This window comes from Paraburkholderia sp. BCC1885 (assembly GCF_900996235.1).
Lineage (GTDB): Bacteria > Pseudomonadota > Gammaproteobacteria > Burkholderiales > Burkholderiaceae > Paraburkholderia.
Map to the genome: position 1 here is coordinate 66015 of NZ_CAAJGM010000044.1, position 20179 is coordinate 86193.

20 protein-coding genes and 1 pseudogene are annotated in these 20179 nt (G+C 61.3%); 15 read left to right on the top strand and 6 right to left on the bottom strand.

Annotated elements, in window-relative coordinates:
• Positions 1–203 precede the first annotated feature (203 nt).
• The gene (locus FQ755_RS03535) at positions 204–1388 is read right to left on the bottom strand and encodes a porin (protein WP_144151052.1); all 1185 of its coding nucleotides are present in this window, start codon (positions 1386–1388) and stop codon (positions 204–206) included.
• A gap of 403 nt (positions 1389–1791) precedes the next feature.
• On the opposite strand from FQ755_RS03535, the gene FQ755_RS03540 reads away from it, so the two are divergent.
• From FQ755_RS03540 to FQ755_RS03605, 14 genes and pseudogenes are all read left to right on the top strand, one after another.
• Positions 1792–2106 (top strand): non-heme iron oxygenase ferredoxin subunit, encoded by a 315-nt coding sequence (locus FQ755_RS03540; protein WP_144151054.1) that lies wholly within the window; start codon positions 1792–1794, stop codon positions 2104–2106.
• Position 2107: 1 nt separating this feature from the next.
• The gene (locus FQ755_RS03545; protein WP_144151056.1) at positions 2108–2419 is read left to right on the top strand and encodes a recombinase-like helix-turn-helix domain-containing protein; all 312 of its coding nucleotides are present in this window, start codon (positions 2108–2110) and stop codon (positions 2417–2419) included.
• Between the two features lie 51 nt (positions 2420–2470).
• Entirely contained in the window at positions 2471–3571 is a 1101-nt protein-coding gene (locus FQ755_RS03550) for an aromatic ring-hydroxylating oxygenase subunit alpha (protein WP_144151058.1), read from the top strand.
• Entirely contained in the window at positions 3564–4337 is a 774-nt protein-coding gene (locus FQ755_RS03555) for an SDR family oxidoreductase (protein WP_144151060.1), read from the top strand. Before FQ755_RS03550 ends, FQ755_RS03555 begins: the two co-directional genes overlap by 8 nt.
• 27 nt (positions 4338–4364) lie before the next feature.
• On the top strand, positions 4365–4892 hold the full coding sequence (locus FQ755_RS03560; protein WP_144151062.1) for a cupin domain-containing protein: 528 nt from the start codon (positions 4365–4367) through the stop codon (positions 4890–4892).
• A gap of 133 nt (positions 4893–5025) precedes the next feature.
• Complete coding sequence (locus tag FQ755_RS03565; protein ID WP_144151064.1) at positions 5026–5925, top strand: alpha/beta fold hydrolase; 900 nt, start codon at positions 5026–5028, stop codon at positions 5923–5925.
• A complete protein-coding gene (locus tag FQ755_RS03570; protein ID WP_144151066.1) occupies positions 5926–6798 on the top strand; it encodes an IclR family transcriptional regulator in 873 nt (290 codons plus the stop codon).
• Positions 6798–7604, top strand: a complete 807-nt coding sequence (locus FQ755_RS03575; protein ID WP_144151068.1) for an SDR family oxidoreductase — start codon at positions 6798–6800, stop codon at positions 7602–7604. The genes FQ755_RS03570 and FQ755_RS03575 overlap by 1 nt, the downstream gene beginning before the upstream one ends.
• Entirely contained in the window at positions 7597–9255 is a 1659-nt protein-coding gene (locus tag FQ755_RS03580) for a thiamine pyrophosphate-binding protein (RefSeq protein WP_144151070.1), read from the top strand. Before FQ755_RS03575 ends, FQ755_RS03580 begins: the two co-directional genes overlap by 8 nt.
• On the top strand, positions 9248–10078 hold the full coding sequence (locus FQ755_RS03585; RefSeq protein ID WP_144151072.1) for an aspartate dehydrogenase: 831 nt from the start codon (positions 9248–9250) through the stop codon (positions 10076–10078). Before FQ755_RS03580 ends, FQ755_RS03585 begins: the two co-directional genes overlap by 8 nt.
• Before the next feature lie 27 nt (positions 10079–10105).
• Complete coding sequence (locus FQ755_RS03590) at positions 10106–11611, top strand: aldehyde dehydrogenase (protein ID WP_144151074.1); 1506 nt, start codon at positions 10106–10108, stop codon at positions 11609–11611.
• Between the two features lie 17 nt (positions 11612–11628).
• Entirely contained in the window at positions 11629–12594 is a 966-nt protein-coding gene (locus FQ755_RS03595; protein ID WP_144151076.1) for a VOC family protein, read from the top strand.
• On the top strand, positions 12587–13843 hold the full coding sequence (locus FQ755_RS03600) for an NAD(P)/FAD-dependent oxidoreductase (RefSeq protein WP_144151077.1): 1257 nt from the start codon (positions 12587–12589) through the stop codon (positions 13841–13843). The genes FQ755_RS03595 and FQ755_RS03600 overlap by 8 nt, the downstream gene beginning before the upstream one ends.
• 24 nt (positions 13844–13867) lie before the next feature.
• Positions 13868–14225 (top strand): annotated as a pseudogene (locus FQ755_RS03605) (MFS transporter); the annotation flags it as partial.
• A gap of 234 nt (positions 14226–14459) precedes the next feature.
• Here FQ755_RS03605 and FQ755_RS03610 read toward each other — a convergent pair.
• Positions 14460–15203 carry a class II aldolase/adducin family protein gene (locus FQ755_RS03610; RefSeq protein ID WP_144151079.1) on the bottom strand — a complete coding sequence of 248 codons (744 nt, stop codon included), beginning with the start codon at positions 15201–15203 and terminating at the stop codon, positions 14460–14462.
• A gap of 184 nt (positions 15204–15387) precedes the next feature.
• Between FQ755_RS03610 and FQ755_RS03615 the strand changes: the two genes are divergently transcribed.
• The gene (locus tag FQ755_RS03615; RefSeq protein WP_144151081.1) at positions 15388–16272 is read left to right on the top strand and encodes a LysR family transcriptional regulator; all 885 of its coding nucleotides are present in this window, start codon (positions 15388–15390) and stop codon (positions 16270–16272) included.
• 113 nt (positions 16273–16385) lie between these two features.
• Here the strand turns inward: FQ755_RS03615 and FQ755_RS03620 are convergent, their stop codons facing one another.
• From FQ755_RS03620 to FQ755_RS03635, 4 genes are all read right to left on the bottom strand, one after another.
• Complete coding sequence (locus FQ755_RS03620) at positions 16386–17168, bottom strand: helix-turn-helix domain-containing protein (protein ID WP_144151083.1); 783 nt, start codon at positions 17166–17168, stop codon at positions 16386–16388.
• Positions 17169–17311: 143 nt separating this feature from the next.
• Entirely contained in the window at positions 17312–18529 is a 1218-nt protein-coding gene (locus tag FQ755_RS03625; protein WP_260858288.1) for a Rieske 2Fe-2S domain-containing protein, read from the bottom strand.
• Positions 18530–18889: 360 nt separating this feature from the next.
• Positions 18890–19414 carry a ClpXP protease specificity-enhancing factor gene (locus FQ755_RS03630; RefSeq protein ID WP_144151087.1) on the bottom strand — a complete coding sequence of 175 codons (525 nt, stop codon included), beginning with the start codon at positions 19412–19414 and terminating at the stop codon, positions 18890–18892.
• 85 nt (positions 19415–19499) lie between these two features.
• Positions 19500–20111, bottom strand: coding sequence for a glutathione S-transferase N-terminal domain-containing protein (locus FQ755_RS03635; RefSeq protein ID WP_006052302.1), 612 nt, complete (start codon positions 20109–20111; stop codon positions 19500–19502).
• Between the last annotated feature and the right edge of the window lie 68 nt (positions 20112–20179).

Below are 20179 nucleotides of genomic sequence, written 5' to 3' on the forward strand. Positions count from 1 at the left end.
CAGGCTACGTTCGCGTCCGGCCGTTTTGTCCTTTTTGATAGTCACGGTTATCTGCTGGTCTCAATATTAGAAACCAACATGATAGCGCGACCCAGCGGCGACCTATGGGACAGACCGGTGCGGACGACGGCAACCGTCGTCCGCTCACGATCAGCAATGGCACCACCTAAAAAAACAATGCGAGGAAATGGCCGCCTCCCGAATCAGAAGATCTGTCGGATCGCCAGGCGGACCAAAACCTGATGGTTCGTCGCCGAGTCGCCGAACTGATCCACGTTCGCCACCGCCGACTGACCGAGCGAATTGGTCCCGCTCGCCGTCTGATAGGTACACGCAGCGTAGATGTCCGTTCTCTTCGACAGCGACTCGTCCACGATAATCGAGAACTGGTTGTACGCCTGGTCGCCGAGATCACCCTTGACCGCGTTGCCCTTCGTGTAGCTATAGCTCAGGCCGGCGAACAGCGCCGGGTTGATCTGGATGCGACCATTGATGTCGAAAATATTGAACGTGGCCGATGCGCCCCCAAGGCTGCCGATATTGCCGTAGCGGACGTTCGAATACGTGCCGGCCAGCGTGTACCTTCCGAACAGATAGGATGCGCCCGCCACGATGTCCTGCCACGAACTGGCCGGATTGGCAGTGGCGAGATAACCTGCGTTGACCGAGCCGAATGCGTGTGAGTTAGCCGGCGTAACCGCGCTGCCGCCATTATTCAGGACGCCGCCAACGCTCGACGGATTCTTTTCGAACTCGTATGCAACGCCAGTGGAGAAGTAGCCGTGCGTATACTCCACCCCGAGCGTATAGCCACTATTCTGCGTGATCTCCCCCGCCACGCCGCCTGCCGTCACGGTTCCGCCGAACGTGAGTCCGCCCCAGTTAGGGCTCGCGTACTTGAGTGTATTGTTCAGCCGGTAATCGCGCGTCAGGTTGTCCATGTCGCCAGGGTGATTCGCGCCGCTTCCCCAGGGATCGAGCGGTCCGAACTGCGAAACGTAATCGTTGACGCTGTCGTACTGGCGGCCCAGCGTAACCGTGCCGAAGTGCTCCTGGCTGATACCGACGAACGCCTGCCGGCCAAACAACAAGCCGCCTTGCGCCATCCCACCGGTATTCACGTTGATCCCCGATTCGAGGGTGAAAATCGTGTGCAGGCCGCCACCCAGATCCTCCGTGCCCTTGATCCCCCATCTGGAGCCCCACGGACCGGCGAGGGAATCCAGCGCGTATTGCGGCGAGCCCACTTTCACGCCGTTCACTACGTGACTCACGTTGTTGATGTAGTCAACCCCTTCATCAAGAGCGCCATACAGCGTCACACTACTTTGGGGAAAAGCCGCCGCCGAATAGGCCACGAACCCCAGCGCGATGATTTTGCACTTCATTGCTTTTCTCCAGATTATTGATTCACGGCACCTTTGCTTCGCTTCACTTATCGGGGCAATTTCCCGGCACATAGAACGCGCCGCTGGCCCACCAGACGTTGGCTGCACGTCACATTTTCTCGTCTTTTTGTTCCATATATAGAACAATGATTATTCTATGGAAAACAATGCCCTCGTCGCAACGATTTCAAAAAAGATCTGCGTCGCGTTTACCCGACAGGGCACGTCGAGGCGAAACCGCCACCAGCGGCCTGGATCACCCGGTTAGCGGTAGCGTTAGCGTTTTCCCTTAGTGCCCCTAGATTTTTATTTTTCCGTAGTCCAACAGCTTCTATAATTATCCACATAAGAATCGCTGTTCCATATTAGGAACAAAATGGCCAAGTGAGAAGGTGACTAATCAATGAGTGAACAATGGCGTTGCGCTGGCTCTGCCGGTGACCTGTCCGACGACGTGCCGCTCGAATTCGAGTTCGGTGGCACCGAGATCGGCATCTACAAGGTGGGCGACGAGTTGTACGCGCTGGAGAACGTCTGCCCCCATGCATACGCGTTGCTGACGCAGGGCTTTGTCGACGGCGATACCGTCGAATGCCCGTTGCACGAAGCCGTGTTCCATATCCCGACTGGCAAGTGCCTGAAAGAGCCAGGCGGTCGCGACCTGAAGGTGTACGAGGTCCGTCTTGCCGGTGAAGAAATCCAGATCAAGGTGGAATGACATGCGAGAGCAAGCCGTGAAATTCAATCCCTCCCTGAAGCCGTGGCTCGCGCCGCAGCCGAACAACGTGGCCGGCAAGGGCGTCATCGAAAGGCCGGGCGAAGCGCAAAACCTCGTTTGGCAGACCCGCAAGGCCGAGCCGACGCAATACGAGAACGACTTCGGCGACGCGCTTGAAAAAGTGTTCGACGCAGGCGCCGTGGAGCTGGAGGAAGTCGTTGCCGGCCTGAACCGCGTCGGCTTCCGGACCCCGGATGGAGCGGCGTGGACCGCCGAACGCCTCGCCGCCGAATTCCGCCTGCTCGCCGAATAACGCGCCCCCGAACCATCGAGCGAACCCGTCTCACGCATCCGGAGTCTTCCCATGACGTCCCCCACTACGCCCCATACGACAGACCACGGCACGACCGATCCGCTTCAGGCTTACCTCGACCTCGGCCTGCGCAACTACTGGTATCCGGTCGCACCGAGCTGGCAAGTCGGCAATGCGCCGATTGGCCTGACGCGGCTCGGCGATCAGATCGTCCTGTGGCGCGATCAGGAAGGCCATGTCCACGCGCTTGAAGACCGCTGCCCGCACCGCGGCGCGCGTCTGTCATTGGGCTGGAATCTCGGTGGCAGCATCGCGTGCTGGTACCACGGCATTGAAATCGACGGTGGCGGCACGGTCACCAAAGTCCCGGCCGTGCCGAACTGCCCGCTCGAAGGCCAGAAGTGCGTGAAATCGTATCCCGTGCAGGAACATGCGGGCGCCATCTTCCTGTGGTTCGGCGATGACGCCCACAAGGAACCCGCCCCACTGGTGTTGCCGCAAGAACTGGTGAGCGAGGAGTACGCGAGCTTTCTGTGCATGTCGAACTGGAAGTGCAACTACCAGTTCGCGATCGACAACGTGATGGATCCGATGCACGGCGCGTATCTGCACGCTACCTCGCACTCGATGGCCGAAGGCGACAAGCAGGCCGAGATGCGCGTGCGCAAGACCGAAACCGGCTTGATGTTCGAGAAGGTCGGCCAGCGTGACGTCAATTTCGACTGGGTGGAACTCGGCGAAACCGGTTGCCTCTGGATGCGCCTTGCGATTCCCTACAGGAAAAAGGCCGGCCCGGGCGGCAACTTCGGGATCATCGGTTTTGCCGTTCCCGTCGACGAAAGCAACTGCCAGGTGTACTTCTGGCGCACGCGCAAGGTGTCGGGATGGCAGCGCGACGCATGGCGTTTCATGTATCGCAACCGCCTCGAAGGGCTTCATTGGGAGGTGCTGGAACAGGACCGCTATGTCCTCGAAAGCATGGCGCCGGATGCCCGCCAGCATGAATTCCTGTATCAGCATGACGTCGGTATGACCCGCGTGCGTCGCATGTTGCGGCAGCGCGCGCAGCAGGATTTCGATGCACTTGCCGTGCATCGTGCGCAAGCGGCCACCGCCACGGCGAGCGCGACAGCAGGGCATAGCCATGCATAACGCCAACGCCGCCCCCGCGGCACTCACCGGCCGGCGCGTGATCGTCACGGGCGGGGCGCGCGGTCTCGGCGCGGCGTTTGTGCGCTCGCTGGCGCAGGCCGGCGCGCAAATCGTGTTCGGCGATGTGTTGCACGACGAAGGTCGTGTGCTCGCCGAGACGCTGCAGAGCGAAGGTCACGCGGCGCACTTTCTGCCCGTGGATCTCGCTGATCCATCGAACATCCAGAGCTTTGTCGCCCAGGCGGTGAAGCAGCTCGGCGGCCTCGATGCGCTCATCAACAACGCGGCGATCACCAACTCCGGCGGCAAGTTTGCCGGCGAGCTCTCGGTCGATACGTGGGATGCGGTGATGAACGTCAACGTGCGCGGCACGTGGCTGATGAGTGCCGCGGCGCTGCCGCATCTGCGCGACTCGGGCCGCGGCAGCATCGTCAATATCGCTTCCGATACGGCGCTGTGGGGCGCGCCGAAACTGCTGGCTTATGTCGCCAGCAAAGGCGCCGTGATAGCGATGACGCGTTCGCTCGCGCGTGAATTCGGTGTCGACGGCATCACGGTCAACGCGATCGCACCGGGGCTGACCGAAGTCGAGGCCACCGCCTACGTGCCGGCCGAGCGTCACGAGCATTACCTGAAAGGCCGCGCGTTGACTCGCGCCCAGGTTCCCGACGATGTGACGGGGCCGGTCCTGTTCCTGTTGTCCGATGCCGCACGTTTCGTGACCGGCCAGTTGCTGCCGGTGAACGGCGGCTTTGTGATGAATTGATCTTGTCTTGACCGAAAGGAGAAAGAGATGGCGGACACCGATTTCGAACGTAAGTCGTGGGATCAACCCGCGGAAGCCAGTTTTGCGCAATGGATGGACACGCGCGTTGCACGTCTTGAAACCCGTCGTTACGACTGGGACGCGCTGAAGTTCCAGGCCGACTACGACCCGAAGTATCGCCGGGCGCAAATGCGCTATGTCGGCACGGGCGGCACGGGTGTCGCAAAGGATGTCAACACGGTGCCCGCAGGCGGCTTCACGTTCTCAACCATGGTGATTCCGGCCGGCAATATCGGACCGAGCCATATTCATATGGATGTCGAAGAAATTTTCTTCGTGCTGCGCGGCAAGATGAAAGTGATCTGCGAACGCGACGGCGAGGTTTGGGAATCGGTGCTCGGCGAACGCGATCTGATTTCGGTGCCACCGGGCGTGTATCGCACGGAAGTGAATATCGGCGAAGAGGACGCGCTGATGTGCGTGATGCTCGGTTCCCCGAAGCCGATCACGCCGACGTATCCGCCGGACTCGCCGCTTGCCGGGCTGAAGCGATAAGCGGCAAGCACCTGGGAGCGAAGCGCAGGGCACTGCCGGTTCGACGCCTTGCGCTAGAAATACCCACGCGACAACCCGCTCCGCACAGTCACCGTACTGAAGTCACCTTACTTTGCACTTGCAGATAGAAAACATGCCCGCTGTCCCGTCCGTCACTGCCGATCTCGCCGTCTCGCTGGAAGCGCGTCTTGCGCGATTTCCTCTGCAGCAGGCCGTTACCGCGGCGACGCAGACCGTGGGTTATCGCGAAGCGCGTGAACCGGCCTCTGTGCGCGACGAGGTATTGCCGCTTGTGCTGCTACATGGCATTGGCTCGGGCGCAGCGTCGTGGCTGCAGCAGTTTGAAGCGCTGGGCGCGACGCGGCATGTGTTTGCGTGGGATGCGCCGGGATACGGCGTTTCGACGCCGGTTGTTCCACCTTCGCCTCACGCGGCCGATTACGCAGACGTTCTGCGCGGCTGGCTCGACGCGCTCGGCGTCGAGCGTTGCGTGCTGGTAGGGCATTCGCTGGGCGGGATTGTCGCTGGTGCATTTGCTGCTGCAAATCCGCACCGCGTCGCTGGCCTTCTGCTGCTGTCGCCTGCTGGTGGTTACGGCGCGGCCAGCAAAGACTTGCGCGAAACGAAGCGCGAGCAGCGTCTAGCGATGCTCGCCGAACTCGGCCCTGCAGGCCTCGCCGAAAAGCGCGGCGCAAACATGCTGTCCGCGCACGCCGACGAGACAGCTCGTGCATGGGTGCGCTGGAACATGGCGCGCATCCTGCCGCAAGGATACGCGCAAGCGACGCATCTGCTCGCCAACGCCGATCTTGCCGCCGACCTCTTGCGCTTTCACGGACTCGTCAACGTTGCCGTAGGCGCTGACGACACCATCACGCTGCCGTCCGCCTGCGAACGGCTGGCGCAAATTGCACGCACGCCCTTGCAGGTCGTGCCGCGTGCCGGCCACGCCGGTTATATCGAAGCCGCTGACGCGTACACCGCGATCATCGACACGTTCTGCCGCGCCAGTGCGGCACCACGGAACCATTGAATGACGCCCGACACGATCAAGGCCGAGCGCGTAATAGACGAAGACAGCGCTGAATCCGGCTACAAAGTGCCCGGTCTCGAACGCGGTCTGAAGATTCTCACTGAGTTCTCGCCGCGCGAACCGGTACTGGGCGCACCCGAGTTGTCCCGGCGCCTGAAGATTCCCCGCACGACGGTCTTCCGTCTGCTGCAGACGCTCGAATCGCTTGGCTTTCTGGAGCGAGCCGACAAGGACCGCAACTATCGCCTGGGCGTTGCAGTGCTACGCCTCGGCTTCGAATTCCTGAGCTCGCTCGAACTGACCGACCTCGGCTTGCCGATCATCGAGGCCTTGCGCAACGACACCGGTCTGACAAGCCATATCCTGATTCGCGATGGACGCGATGTCGTATTCGTCGCCAAGGCGCAGAGCCACGCCGCCTTTTTCAGTTCGGTAAAGGTAAATGTCGGCACCCGTCTGCCAGCTTATGCCACTACACATGGCCAGGTGCTGATGGGCGATCTGTCGCTCGCCGATTTGCGCGCGCTGTACCCCGAACCGAAGCTGCATTGCTTCACGAAGCTGACGCCGGCCACCATCGAAGAGTTGTACGAACGGATTCTCGTCGACGCGCAGCGTGGCTTTGCGATCAGCGAGTCGTCGTTCGAGCGTGGCATTTCGGTGGTGACGGCGCCGGTTCGCGATGACACCGGCCGCATCGTCGCAGTGATCACCACGACGATCCCGCGGCCCGAGATCGAGGCCGCGCTGCTCGACAGCGGTCTGATCGACAAGGTGCGCGGCGCGGCTGACGAACTCTCGCAACGCCTGAACTATCGGCCCAAGAACGGACCGACGACGGGCAGCAAGTACATGAAGGCATTGGGGCTCTAATGATCCAGATCGATTTGACCGGTCAGGTAGCGGTGGTGACGGGCGGCTCGTCCGGCATCGGTCTTGCAACCGCCGAACTGTTTTTGCGTGCGGGTGCATCGGTCGCTATCTGCGGACGCGACGCCGAACGCCTCGCGCACGCGGAGACGGCTCTGATGATGCAATTTCCGTCTGCGCAACTGCTGGCCGCGCGCTGCGATGTGCTCGACGCAGAGGAAGTCAACGCCTTCGCACAAGGCGTGCAGCGCCGCTTCGGTCGCACCGACATGCTGGTGAACAACGCCGGCCAAGGCCGCGTCTCGACCTTCGCCGACACCACCGACGATGCCTGGCGCGAAGAACTCGACCTGAAGTATTTCAGCGTGATCCACCCGACTCGCGCGCTCCTGTCGATGCTGCGCGACGCGGCCGGCATGGGCAATGCATCGATCGTCTGCGTGAATTCGCTGCTCGCGCTGCAGCCGGAGCCGCATATGGTGGCGACTTCCTCGGCACGGGCGGGTTTGCTGAGTCTCATCAAGTCATTAGCGGTAGAACTCGCGCCGCAGCGTATTCGCGTGAATTCGATTCTGATCGGCATCGTCGAATCGGGCCAATGGCGCCGCCGGTTCGAGACGCAAGCCGAGCCGGGCCAGAGTTGGGAAGACTGGACCGCAGAACTCGCACGCAAGAAGAACATTCCGCTTGGCCGCTTCGGTCGTCCCGAAGAGGCCGCACAGGCGCTCTTTTATCTGGCTACCAACCTGTCGTCGTACACGACAGGCAGTCATATCGATGTTTCTGGAGGCAATGCACGACATGTCTAATAAAACCACCGTCGGCGAACTGATTGCCGCCTTTCTCGAGCAATGCGGCGTTCGCACTACGTTCGGCGTGATTTCGATCCACAACATGCCGATCCTCGACGCGATCAACAGCCGCGGCAAGATCCGTTATGTCGGCGCACGCGGCGAAGCTGGCGCGGTCAACATGGCTGATGGCCTGGCGCGTGTGTCCGGTGGCCTTGGCGTCGCGTTCACCAGCACGGGCACCGCGGCTGGCAACGCGGCAGGCGCGATGGTCGAAGCGCTGACCGCAGGCACGTCGCTGCTGCATATCACTGGCCAGATCGAAACCGAGTACCTCGACAAGGACCTCGCGTATATCCACGAAGCGCCGGACCAGTTGTCGATGCTGTCGTCGATCTCGAAGGCCGCCTACCGCGTCCGCACTGCCGAGGCCGCGCTCCCGACCATCCGCGAAGCGGTGCGCGTTGCGCAGACCGCGCCGAGCGGCCCGGTGAGTGTCGAGATTCCGATTGACATCCAGGCCACGGAAATCGAATGGCCTGCGGACCTCAGCGCACCGCACGTGACGACGCTCACGCACGACAGCCAGCGCGTCGTGCAACTCGCCGATGCGCTGGCCAGGGCCACGCGTCCGCTGCTGTGGCTTGGCGGTGGCACGCGTCACGCGCGCGCAGCGGTTGAGCGTCTGGTGGCGCTGGGCTTTGGCGTCGTGACCAGCGTGCAGGGCCGCGGCATCCTGCCGGAAGATCATGCGGCGACGCTCGGCGCGTTCAACGTGCACGCGTCGGTGGAGAGCTTCTACAAGACTTGCGATGCGGTCCTCGTGGTCGGTTCGCGTCTGCGTGGCAACGAAACCTTGAAGTATAAGCTCGCGTTGCCGCAACCGTTATACCGCGTCGATGCCGATGCACTCGCCGATAACCGCGGCTATCGCAACGAACTGTTTGTGCATGGCGACTCCGCTGCGGTATTGGAAGAACTCGCAACGCTGCTCGAAGGCCGTCTCAAAGTGGATCCGGAGTTCGCCGCCGATCTGGCCGCTGCCCGCGAGATCGCCGTGGCGGATGTAGGCAAGGGGCTGGGGCCGTACAAGCGCCTCGTCGATGCGCTGCAACGTTCGGTGGGTACGGACTATAACTGGGTGCGCGACGTGACGATTTCGAACAGCACGTGGGGTAACCGCCTGCTGCAGATTTTCACGCCGCGTGCCGGGGTGCACGCCTTGGGCGGTGGTATCGGTCAAGGGATGCAGATGGCCATCGGCGCGGCGCTGGCGGAAACCGCGGCGAAGACGGTGTGCCTCGTCGGCGACGGTGGCCTGATGGTCAACGTCGGTGAACTGGCGACGGCCGTGCAGGAAAATGCCAACGTCATGATCGTGCTGATGAACGACCAGTGCTATGGCGTGATCCGCAACATTCAGGACGCGCAATATGGCGGCCGCCGCTGCTTCGTCGATCTGCATCAACCGGACTTCGCGCAGTTCTGCGAAAGCCTGAAGCTCACGCATTACCGCATCAGGTCGCTCGACGACGCGGACGAGGTCATCCGCGAGGGTCTGGCGAAAACCGGCCCGGTGCTGGTTGAAGTGGACATGCTGTCGGTCGGTTCATTCGCCACTGCGTTTGCTGGGCCGCCGGTCAAGGAGCAGGAGCCTGAACATGCTTGATCTTCGCCACGCGGGACATCACGCGCCCGTCGACGTTGCGATGATCGGCTTCGGGGCGATCGGCCAGGCGGTGTATCGCTCGGTCGTGATGGATCCGCAGGTGCGTGTGTCGCATGTGATCGTGCCCGAGCGGCATGCGGCGTCGGTGCGAGAGGTGGTGGGCGCGTCGGTAGATGTGGTGTCTTCGGTAGCTGCGCTGAGCAGCCGCCCGCAGTTCGCGCTGGAATGCGCGGGCCACAGTGCGTTGGTCGACCACGTTGTTCCGTTGTTGAAAGCGGGCACCGATTGCGCGGTGGCTTCGATCGGCGCGCTCTCGGACGTGCTGCTGCTCGACGCTCTCTCGGCCGCTGCGGATGAAGGCGATGCCACGCTGACGCTGTTGTCCGGCGCCATTGGCGGCGTAGACGCTTTGGCCGCGGCGAAACTGGGGGGCCTCGACGAAGTGCTGTACACGGGTCGCAAGCCGCCGCAAGGCTGGCTCGGCACGCCCGCCGAACAAATCTGCGACCTGCAGAGCCTGACGGAAGAGCGGATCATTTTCGAAGGTAGTGCCCGCGAAGCGGCGCGGCTTTATCCGAAGAATGCCAACGTGGCGGCGACGATTGCATTGGCAGGTCTCGGCCTCGATCAGACCATTGTGCGTCTGATCGCAGACCCGGCGGCGACGCGCAATGTGCACCGCATTCTGGCGCGTGGCGCGTTCGGCGAGATGTCGCTCGAAATGTGCGGCAAGCCGTTGCCCGACAACCCCAAGACGTCCGCGCTGACCGCGTTCAGCGCGATCCGTGCGCTACGCAACCGCGCGGCGCGTTGCGTGATCTGATGAGAAGTAACTGAGCGGATGACCGACATGACTCACTTCGATACCAGCCTCGTGCCCACCGGCGATATTTTCATCGGCGGCGAATGGCGGCAAGGACGCGGCAACCCGTATAAAAGCCTGTATCCGGCGGATCAGTCGGTCAACATGGAAATCTCGACCGCCAGCGCCGACGATGCGCGCGATGCGGTCAAAGCGGCGGACATTGCATGGCGCAAAGCGGACTGGGCCGGTCTGAAGCCGCATCAACGTGCCCTGGTTCTGTACCGTATCGCCGATCTGATCATGGCGCGTCACGAAGCATTGGCGCATCTGCAGCGGCGCGATAACGGCAAGCCGATCGGCGAAACACGCGTACTGGTGGCGAGCGCCGCCAACACGTTCCGCTATTTCGCCGCGTGCCTCGAAACGCTCGATGAAGAGCTCACGCCGTCGCGTGGCGACTACATGACCATGAGCGTGCATGAGCCGATAGGCGTGATCGCGGCTATCACACCGTGGAACTCGCCGATCGCATCGGATGCGCAAAAGCTTGCTCCTGCGCTTGCGGGTGGCAACGCGGTGGTGTTGAAGCCCGCTGAAGTGACGCCGCTGGTCTCGCTCGCGTTGGCGCGCATCTGCGAAGAAGCGGGCGTGCCGAAGGGCGTGTTGAGCGTGTTGCCCGGTAAAGGTTCGGTGATCGGTGATGTGCTGGTGCGTCATCCGCTCGTGAAGAAAGTGTCGTTCACTGGCGGGACCGAAGTGGGTCGTGGCATCGCGCGCATTGCCGCGGACAAGCTGATGCCGGTATCGCTGGAACTGGGCGGCAAGTCGCCGACCATCGTCTTCGACGATGCGGATATCGATCACGCGGTGAACGGCGTGCTGTACGGCATTTTCAGTTCGTCAGGCGAAGCATGCATCGCGGGCTCGCGGTTGTTCGTGCATCGCCCGATCTACGAAGCGTTCATGAAGCGCTTGACGGAAGGCGCACGCAGGTTGCGCGTGGGCGACCCGTCGAGTTCAGAAACGCAGATGGGCCCGTTGATTACGCCTGCGCATCGCGAAACGGTGGAACGTTATGTCGCTTTGGGGCTGGAAGAAGGTGGACGCCTGTTGTGCGGTGGCGAGCGTCCCGTTGGCGACGGACGCGAACAAGGCAACTTCTATCAGCCCACGATTCTCGAAGGCCTGTCGAACAGCGCCCGCATCTGCCAGGAAGAAATCTTCGGACCGGTGCTGGTCGCCATGCCATTCGATGACGAAGCCTCGCTTCTCGAGCAGGCTAACGACAGCGTGTTTGGTCTCGCTGCCGGCATCTGGACGCGCGACTACAAGCGCGCCTGGCGCGTGGCCCGCGCGCTCGAAGCGGGCACCGTGTGGATCAACACCTACAAGCTGTTCTCGATCTCGACGCCGTTCTCCGGCTGGAAAGAGAGCGGGATGGGTCGCGAGAAAGGGCGTCTCGGCATTCGCGAGTACATGCAGCAAAAGAGCCTGTATTGGGGCTTGAACGACGCACCTTTAGCCTGGGCCAATGCGCCCCAGACGAATTGAGGAACAAGAGGCACGACATGACGATTCTCGGCATTGAACAGATTACTTACGGTGTGATGGACCTCGAAACCTGCCGGCGTTTTTTCGCCGACTGGGGTTTGAAAGAGACCGCACACGACGCAACCCGTGCCCGCTTCGAATCGCTGAACGGCTGCACGATTCTGGCCGTGGATTCTAACGATCCGTCGCTGCCGCCCGCTTTCGAACAAGGTCCGACGCTGCGTGAGGTGACGTGGGGTGTAGCGACGCGCGCCGAACTCGACGCGTTGCGCGGCCGCTTCGCAGGTCAGCCTGGGCACTTCGAAAACGACGACGCGGTGGGCTGCATCGACCCGAACGGCATGGCGATTCGTGTGGAAGTCACCCGCAAGCGCGACGTCGAAACGCATGGTTCGCCGTCGAACGTGTGGGGCCAGACGTTACGCGTGAATCAACCGTCGCCGATCTATGAACGAGCCGAACCGGTGGAAGTGGGGCATGTGGTGTTCTTCACCAACAACCTTGCCGAAACGGAGAAGTTCTATCAGGAACTGCTCGGCTTCGAGATGTCGGACCGTTACCCGGGACGTGGCGCGTTTCTGCGCTGCGCGCCGCATGGCGGACATCATGACCTGTTCCTGCTGGCGTTGCCGAATGGCAAACGTGGCCTGAATCACGTGGCCTTCACCGTGCGCGATATTCACGAAGTGTTCGGCGGCGGCATGCATATCAGCCGCTGCGGCTGGGACACGCAACTTGGGCCGGGGCGCCATCCGGTGTCGTCGGCGTACTTCTGGTATTTCCAGAACCCGGCCGGTGCGCTCATCGAGTACTACGCGGATGAGGATCAACTGACGCCCGAATGGCAGCCGCGCGATTTCGAGCCGGGGCCGACCGTATTCGCCGAATGGGCGATCGATGGCGGCATCGACGGCAACACGCGTCGCCAGAAGAATGCGAAAGCGCCGGAAGGAAAGTTCATGACGGAGCGCAAACATGACTGACGTCGCGGCATCAAGCGCACACGCAAGCCTGGAGGTACCACGCACGATCGTCGTGATCGGCGGTGGCCAGGCCGCCGGATGGGTCGGGAAGACCTTGCGCAAGGAGGGCTTTGACGGTCGCCTTGTAATGATCGCTGATGAGATCCACTTGCCGTATGAGCGGCCACCGCTGTCGAAGGCGGTGCTGGCGGGAGAAGCGGATATCGACACCGTGCGCCTCGTCAAGCCAGACGACTTCGACGCCCTGAACATCGAAGCGTGGCAACCGGATACCGCTACGTCGATTGATCGTGAGCAGCGCATCGTGCGCACTCTGTCGGGTCGTGAAGTGCAATACGATCGTCTCGTGATCGCCACGGGTGGAGCAGCGCGACGCTTGCCCGATGCGCTGGTGAAGACTTCCAGTATCGCTTACCTGCGCACGCTCGATGAGGCGGTCGCTCTCGGCGAACGGTTGCGCGCGAGCCAGCACGTTCTGGTGATCGGCGGCGGCTGGATCGGGCTGGAAGTGGCGGCAACTGCACGCAAGCTTGGTGTTGCAGCAACCGTCGTCGAAGGCGCGCCGCGTCTGTGCGTCCGATCGGTGCCGCCGGCTATTTCCGATTTCCTGGTTGAACTGCATCGGGCCAATGGCGTGGACGTGCGCCTCGATTCAGGCCTTGTATCGCTCGACGATCACCCCGATAACGCTCACGGCGTGCGTGCCACGCTGGCCGACGGCACAACGCTTGATGCCGATTTCGCCGTCGCGGGTATCGGTCTCACGCCGCATACGGCGCTGGCGCAAGCAGCAGGACTTGCGATTGCCGATGGCATCGTGGTCGACCATTTCGGCGCGACCTCCGACCCGCGCATCTTTGCATGCGGCGACGTGGCGAACCATCCGAGCGCGTGGCTGAAACGCCGCGTGCGGCTCGAATCCTGGGCGAACGCGCAGAACCAGGCTATCTCCACGGCGAAAGCCCTACTTGGCACGTTCGAGCCGTATGCGGATATTCCGTGGTTCTGGTCCGATCAGTACGACGTGAACCTGCAGATCCTCGGCGACATTCCCAACGACGCGCAACTCGTCGTGCGCGGCGATCTGCCGGGCAAACGCGCCACGCTCTTCTACGTGGAAGACAGTGCGATTCGCGGCGCGATTGCGATCAACACGCCGCGCGATCTGAAACTCGCGCGCAAATGGATGAACCAGGGCCGCACGGTCGACCTCGCAACCCTCACTGACGCCAGCACGGCGCTCGCGTAACTCTTTTCGGACGGCGACAACGGCATGAGAACCATCGCCGACACCGTGGGCGACCGTAGCAGCGCCGGTGTCTCGGGCCGTGTGACCCGGGGCTCGATCATTGCGCGTCTGGAACGCTTGCCGGGCGATGCGATGCAGGTTCGCGCGCGGATCCTGACCAGATTCGCCACGTTCTTCGACGGCTTCGATGTAATCGCCTCGCGGCCACGTTGCCGATCCTGATCCAGAAATGAGGGCCCACGCCGTGGGAAATCGGCTTTCTGATCGCGTCGGGATCGATCGGGCAACTGTAGGTACGTCCGTGTTTCCGTGGTGCGCGGAGCGCAAAGGGCGCGTGCGCGCGATTGCCGTGAGTTCGGGGATCATCGGCGTAACGAGGATTGAACCGCCCCCGGGAATCGTGGCGGCTGGTTGGGTTAAGTTGATGCGGGCACAGCAGCAGTATTGCTGGATCGCCGGGCGTACTCAGCTTCTGCGGGCAGCATATAGCCGGGCGATTCCACGAGCCGATGATGGTTGAACCAGGCCGTCCACCCCCGCAATGTTTGTCTAATGCAGCCGGTTTCCGGGCGACGGATTCGATCGCCGCCCACTGTGACGGATACTCTGATGTTCGTTAGCGAAACAGCTTCGGCTGTGATCGCTCGCCGGGCTGCGTCAACCACTCAAGCTTCCGGCAGAAGTAGTTCCACGAGTGCTCTACATGGACGGGACTCATGATTTGAGCATGGCGCCGTTCGCGAATCGCAGCGGTTGGCATCGAGGTCGCAAAACCGGCGCTCGCACCGACAATATGCGCCTTCGCCGCCTTTTCAAGGAAAACGCCAACACAGGTCGCGTGTTCGATCGACGTGCCGCAGAATGTGACCCCGTGGTTGCTCAGCAGCAACGCGAAATGGGAACCTAGCGCCTTGGCCATTGCGACCCCTTCGTCGACTCTCGTGATCAGCGCGACATCGTCCACGTGCCTCGGCACTTCACCGAAGTAGTCCGCATCCAGCGTAAAAGGCAATAACGGCTCTGTCGATGCCGACATCACACAGCTATAGAAAGGATGGGTATGTGCGACGACGTTGACATCGGGTCGGATTCGCAGAACCTCTGAGTGGATGGGCCACTCGGAATGGCGGCCACCCTCTCCCTCCAGTTTCTCCCCGTCAAAAGACACCAGCACGAAGTCGTCGGGGCCGCAGACCTCTCCCAGCCCGATCCGATTGCGCTTCATCCAGAAGCCACGTCCGTCAGGATCCCGTAGGGACAGGTGACCGAGGGTCAAGTCACCGTGCCCCTCCATTTCAAGGATTCGACAAGCTTGAGCGAGCTTCTTAAGTGACTCATCCAGTGAAGAATTTTCCACCATTTCCTTTCCTTATTGCGGGTAGCGCTAACTGTCTGGCGTGGCCTTACGGATCTATCCAAGCAGCACGACTAAAGGACGATTTACGTCTTAAAGACGTACAAGACAATTCTATTTAAGATACGGAGCGCTCGTCCAATACCTAATGCATCTTGAACTAAGACGAATCTCGTCTTAAAGAGGTTTTATGGAAATCCGCCGTCTACAATATTTCGTCGTGTTAGCCGAGGAGTTGCACTTCACAAAGGCGGCCGATCGATTGAACATGAGCCAGCCACCGCTCAGTCAGCAAATCAAAATGCTCGAAGCCGAAATTGGCGCCCAGTTGCTGCAACGGACCAAACGTTCCGTTTCGTTAACACCAGCCGGTCGAGCTTTGTACGAAGAAATCGTTCCGGTCCTCGCAACCCTCGACTCCATCGCCTGGCGCGTGCGCCGGATCAGCGAAGGGGAGGAAAGAGAACTCAACATTGCCTGCAGCTTTTCTACGTCTCAGGGCCTGTTGCCACAAGTCGTGATGGAATATCACGCGCGCCACCCAAGGATAACCCTCAAGGTGAACGAATTACCCATCGAAATGCAACTCGATGCGATCACTAAAGGAATTGTCGACGTTGGCTTCTTGCGTCTACCCGTGGAGCAACCTCATTTGTCGGTCGCACCACTTTACGAAGAGGCCCTCATGGTAGCCTTACCCGCATCTCACTGGCTCGCAACGAGAAAACAGCTGGCTATCGACGACCTCAAGAACGAAACGTTCCTGAAAGCAGCGGCACGTCAGTCCGTTGCGTTGTTCGAATCAGTCGAAGCACTTTGTCTACGTGCCGGTTTCGTTGCGAAAGTCGCCGAAGTTTCTTCCAATCTCAATACAGCGCTAGGCCTGGTAGGGGTCGGTATGGGGATCGCTCTGATACCGGAATCCATGAGTTCACTCAGACCCGCTAGCGTGGTTTATCGGCCTCTAAAGAATTCCCCCCATTCTGCAGTTGCTGCGGTCTGGCGACGAGACAATGACTCGCTGGAAGTCCAGTTGTTTATCGACCTCGCGCGCTCATTGGCAACCACCAGGTAGGATTACCTGGTATGCGGAAGTGATTTACGGCGAACCCCTTACAGCGACGGGTTCGCACCACCGTATGGACCTGGCACCGGCGACGCATCGGCGCGAAAGCGGGGTCTGTCCGCTTAACTGGCGGATCTGCCGGAGACGGCGCCCATCACGATGAACTGCCGCTCGATCCCCTCCGCCGCCCGGCGCAGGGGTGGCAACAGGCGAGCTTCCGCTTTCTCCAGCGTGAGCGCAGAATTCAGATAGGAAACGGTGAGGGCGCCCGAAGCCTCGCCATCGACGCGCAGCGGCACCGCGAGACTCGTCGTATTTGCCTGCACCTCACCAACACGGATCGCATAACCGTTGCGGGCATTGTCGCGAAGAATTCGGCTGACCAGCAGCGGGTTGCGCGCCTCCTCGTCGAGCGGGTTGGACGAGCAGGCGAGAAAGTCGAGCACGATTTCGCGCTTGCGCCGCGAGCAGGCGGCAAGGAAGGCCCGACCGGCGGCCGTTTCCAACACCGCGTGGTGTGCGCCAATATGTCCACGGTCGAATACGAACGGACTATAGGGACGAGTCGTCGCTCGCGTAACCATGCGGCCCTTGTCGAAGATCTGCAGCGAGGAAGGCCAGAGTATCTCCCGCTGTAGTGCCCGCATCAGCGGCGCGGCGACAGCGGCGAGGCGCTCAGTATCGCTCACCCGATCGCTGAGCTCGTGCACAGCAAGGGTCAGTTGGAAGCGCGCCTGGTCGGGCAACTGTTCGGCGTAACCCAACTGCTGCAAGGTCGTGAGCAAGCGGTAGATCGCCGCACGAGACAGGCCGGTCTCCTCATGCAACACCTGGACGCTGCTTGCCCCATTCTGATTCAGAACCTTCATCAGTTGCAGCAGGCGCGCCGCGCTGTTCGATCGCATGAGAGATCCTTTCAGTGCCCCGAACGGCGACACTCGCCGCCGAAATTCACGTAGGGTACTCCCACCTGTTGCCCCTTGACTAGCCGCATTCCGCACGATGCCGGCCTCGCCGATCGCCTTGTGCAGAGACGTGAAACGCTTCGTCAGGAACTCGGCTTCTTGTCGATGCGCAACTCGCGCTGCTCCTCATAGACCCGCTCCATCGCGCCGCGCGAGATCTTTAGCTTTTCTCGCGCATAGTGCCAGTGCTTCATCGGGGTACCGGTTAGCAACGCCTTGAGTTCACGGCCCCAGATACGGCGGCGCAGTATCAGCGCCCGGTCGGAGTGGCCAAGGTTCTCGGCATCGTAGTCCGGCAACACCCCCTGCCCAACCTGCACGACGTGATCCTGAATGTGCAACAGGTCGCAGGTCGACGGATCGAGTTCGTCGAGCTCGATTTCGCCGCGCAACACGCGCAGCGCGATCTCCATACCGGGCGCGACGCGGGCTGCAAGGCGCCGTTCGCGGCGCTCCATGTATTCGCGTGCCTTGTCGCCAGTCACCTCGACGCGGGCAACGAGGAATAGCATGTGGCTCTCGTCGTCGATCGGTACCCACCATGACAATAGTTCGCGGAAGATCGCGACCTCGTGATCGCTCGGTTGCCCTTTGAAGTGCATGATGTTGGGCATGCCAAACTGCGAGATGCGAGTATCGTTGGTAAAGCGGCTGTAGATGGTCATTCCCCAATCGCTTTCCTCGGCATCGATCGCCGGACATTCCGCGAACCCGTCGAACGACCCCGGATTGTTACGATGGGCAAAGCCGGAATGGGCATGATCGCCGCCATTGTCCATGTCGTTATAGTAGTTACAGCCACGCACACAGCTGTCATGATCGAGGACGCCGTCGAAATTCTCGAAATCCGGATAGCGAGGCATCTCTGGTGGCTCGCCCTCGCCAAGGTAGGCAAATACGAAGCCCAGATAGTCACGGCAGGGATATGTCGTGAGTTTGATCTGCTCGAGGAACGGCTTCGGCTCTGCCGGTTGGGCCACGCAGGCGCCCGACGAGCCGAACTTCCAGCCATGGTAGCGGCAGCGGATGCTGTCGCCTTCGACCCAGCCGACCGAGAGCTGGGCACCGCGATGCGGGCAGCGGAACTGCGTCAGATGCGGCTCGCCGTCCTCGCCGCGATAGAGCGTGTATTCGACATTCATGATCTTGATCGGCTTGGCTTTGCCGGGCTTGAGATCGACAGAGTGGAAGATCGGATGCCAGAACATTCGCATGTAACGGCCGGCGAGCGTGCCGGGGCCGGTCCGCTGAAAATCCTTGGGCGTCAAACGCCGCGGCGTCGCGCTCTTTTCTACTGTCATGTCGCTCAAAGCAAATCTCCGTTCGGGTTGCAGGTTTGTCATAGCCGAAGTTATAGGCGCGGCGCCGCAGACGCGTCAACACGGAAGATGAACTCTGTGCGTTTAACGGACAAATCGTTCCAGAAGCAAACCGAGGCGCTCTGTTCGAATCAGACAGGGAGACCCAGATTGAAAACGGGCTACGCGAGGTTTGCGTAGCCCGTTTTGTTTTGATGGACGCCGCGCGCGGCGACTGTATCCAGGCTAGTGCCCGCCCCCGTCTCTTAATCCACGCCCGCAAAAACAAACAGGCCGCGCAAACCTCGCGCAGCCTGTATCACCCCATGACCGGCGGCAAACCGCCCCAGCCAACGGATCACTTCATTTGACCACCTTCAGGTGGCCTCGTCCGCCGCCTTTCGAGCCATCGTCGTCCGGACGCGGCGTGTCGTCCGTGTCCGCCTCGTCGGCCTTCGCGCGCGGCGCCGGCTCCGATTCGACCGCCCGGGGTCCGCTGCCCGCCACCTTCACCGGCGGCTCGACCGCTTCGGCATCTTCAGCATCGGCGCCGGAATCCGTCGCTTCGCCGCCGGCCGATTCCACCGGGAAGGCCATGCCCTGGCCGTTCTCACGCGCGTAAATGGCCAGCACATTGGCCACCGGCACTTCGATCTTGTGCGACTTGCCGGAAAAGCGCGCGCTGAACTCGACCCATTCGTTGCCCATCTGTAACTGGCTGGTCGCCTCGAAACTGATGTTCAACACGATTTCGTTGTCCCGCACGAACTGGCGAGGCACACGCGTCTGATTGTCGACCCGTACCGCGATATGGGGCGTATAGCCGTTATCCGTGCACCACTCGTACAGCGCACGCAGCAGGTAAGGCTTCGTGGAAATCTCTGACATCAACAGTCCTCTTACTGAGCAAGGCGCCGCGGCCGCCCGCGCTGACACGCACGCGTGGCGCGACGCCTCCACCCTCAAGCCAAACTCAACGACGCATCACCTTTTCCGAGGGCGTCAGCGCTTCGATATAGGCCGGACGGCTGAAAATCCGTTCGGCATATTTCATCAGCGGCGCGGCGTTCTTCGACAGTTCGATGCCGTAGTGATCCAGACGCCACAGGAGCGGCGCGATCGCCACGTCGAGCATCGAAAACTCTTCGCCGAGCATGTACTTGTTCTTCAGGAAGATCGGCGCGAGTTGCGTCAGGCGATCGCGGATCGCAAGACGTGCCTTCTCGTGATTCTTCTCGGCGGCCTTGCCCTTCTCGTTTTCGAGCGTGCCGACATGCACGAACAGTTCCTTCTCGAAGTTGAGCAGGAACAGGCGGGCGCGGGCGCGTTGCACCGGATCGGCCGGCATCAGTTGCGGATGCGGGAAGCGTTCGTCGATATACTCGTTGATGATGTTCGATTCGTACAGAATCAGGTCCCGTTCGACGAGGATCGGCACCTGACCATACGGATTCATCACAGCGATGTCTTCCGGTTTGTTGAACAGGTCGACGTCGCGGATCTCGAAGTCCATGCCCTTTTCGAACAGCACCAGCCGGCAACGCTGGGAGAACGGGCAAGTTGTGCCGGAATACAGAACCATCATGTTTACGTTTCCTCAAAAAGCTGAAGGGCCAGCGCGCAGAAAAACCGTCCAGCAGGTTTTTCCTTGCG

What these genes read in the sequence shown, in the direction of transcription:
- FQ755_RS03535 (WP_144151052.1), bottom strand. Translation starts at nt 1,388, where the DNA reads ATGAAGTGCAAAATCATCGCGCTGGGGTTCGTGGCCTATTCGGCGGCG.
- FQ755_RS03540 (WP_144151054.1), top strand. Translation starts at nt 1,792, where the DNA reads ATGAGTGAACAATGGCGTTGCGCTGGCTCTGCCGGTGACCTGTCCGAC.
- FQ755_RS03545 (WP_144151056.1), top strand. Translation starts at nt 2,108, where the DNA reads ATGCGAGAGCAAGCCGTGAAATTCAATCCCTCCCTGAAGCCGTGGCTC.
- FQ755_RS03550 (WP_144151058.1), top strand. Translation starts at nt 2,471, where the DNA reads ATGACGTCCCCCACTACGCCCCATACGACAGACCACGGCACGACCGAT.
- FQ755_RS03555 (WP_144151060.1), top strand. Translation starts at nt 3,564, where the DNA reads ATGCATAACGCCAACGCCGCCCCCGCGGCACTCACCGGCCGGCGCGTG.
- FQ755_RS03560 (WP_144151062.1), top strand. Translation starts at nt 4,365, where the DNA reads ATGGCGGACACCGATTTCGAACGTAAGTCGTGGGATCAACCCGCGGAA.
- FQ755_RS03565 (WP_144151064.1), top strand. Translation starts at nt 5,026, where the DNA reads ATGCCCGCTGTCCCGTCCGTCACTGCCGATCTCGCCGTCTCGCTGGAA.
- FQ755_RS03570 (WP_144151066.1), top strand. Translation starts at nt 5,926, where the DNA reads ATGACGCCCGACACGATCAAGGCCGAGCGCGTAATAGACGAAGACAGC.
- FQ755_RS03575 (WP_144151068.1), top strand. Translation starts at nt 6,798, where the DNA reads ATGATCCAGATCGATTTGACCGGTCAGGTAGCGGTGGTGACGGGCGGC.
- FQ755_RS03580 (WP_144151070.1), top strand. Translation starts at nt 7,597, where the DNA reads ATGTCTAATAAAACCACCGTCGGCGAACTGATTGCCGCCTTTCTCGAG.
- FQ755_RS03585 (WP_144151072.1), top strand. Translation starts at nt 9,248, where the DNA reads ATGCTTGATCTTCGCCACGCGGGACATCACGCGCCCGTCGACGTTGCG.
- FQ755_RS03590 (WP_144151074.1), top strand. Translation starts at nt 10,106, where the DNA reads ATGACTCACTTCGATACCAGCCTCGTGCCCACCGGCGATATTTTCATC.
- FQ755_RS03595 (WP_144151076.1), top strand. Translation starts at nt 11,629, where the DNA reads ATGACGATTCTCGGCATTGAACAGATTACTTACGGTGTGATGGACCTC.
- FQ755_RS03600 (WP_144151077.1), top strand. Translation starts at nt 12,587, where the DNA reads ATGACTGACGTCGCGGCATCAAGCGCACACGCAAGCCTGGAGGTACCA.
- FQ755_RS03610 (WP_144151079.1), bottom strand. Translation starts at nt 15,203, where the DNA reads ATGGTGGAAAATTCTTCACTGGATGAGTCACTTAAGAAGCTCGCTCAA.
- FQ755_RS03615 (WP_144151081.1), top strand. Translation starts at nt 15,388, where the DNA reads ATGGAAATCCGCCGTCTACAATATTTCGTCGTGTTAGCCGAGGAGTTG.
- FQ755_RS03620 (WP_144151083.1), bottom strand. Translation starts at nt 17,168, where the DNA reads ATGCGATCGAACAGCGCGGCGCGCCTGCTGCAACTGATGAAGGTTCTG.
- FQ755_RS03625 (WP_260858288.1), bottom strand. Translation starts at nt 18,529, where the DNA reads ATGACAGTAGAAAAGAGCGCGACGCCGCGGCGTTTGACGCCCAAGGAT.
- FQ755_RS03630 (WP_144151087.1), bottom strand. Translation starts at nt 19,414, where the DNA reads ATGTCAGAGATTTCCACGAAGCCTTACCTGCTGCGTGCGCTGTACGAG.
- FQ755_RS03635 (WP_006052302.1), bottom strand. Translation starts at nt 20,111, where the DNA reads ATGATGGTTCTGTATTCCGGCACAACTTGCCCGTTCTCCCAGCGTTGC.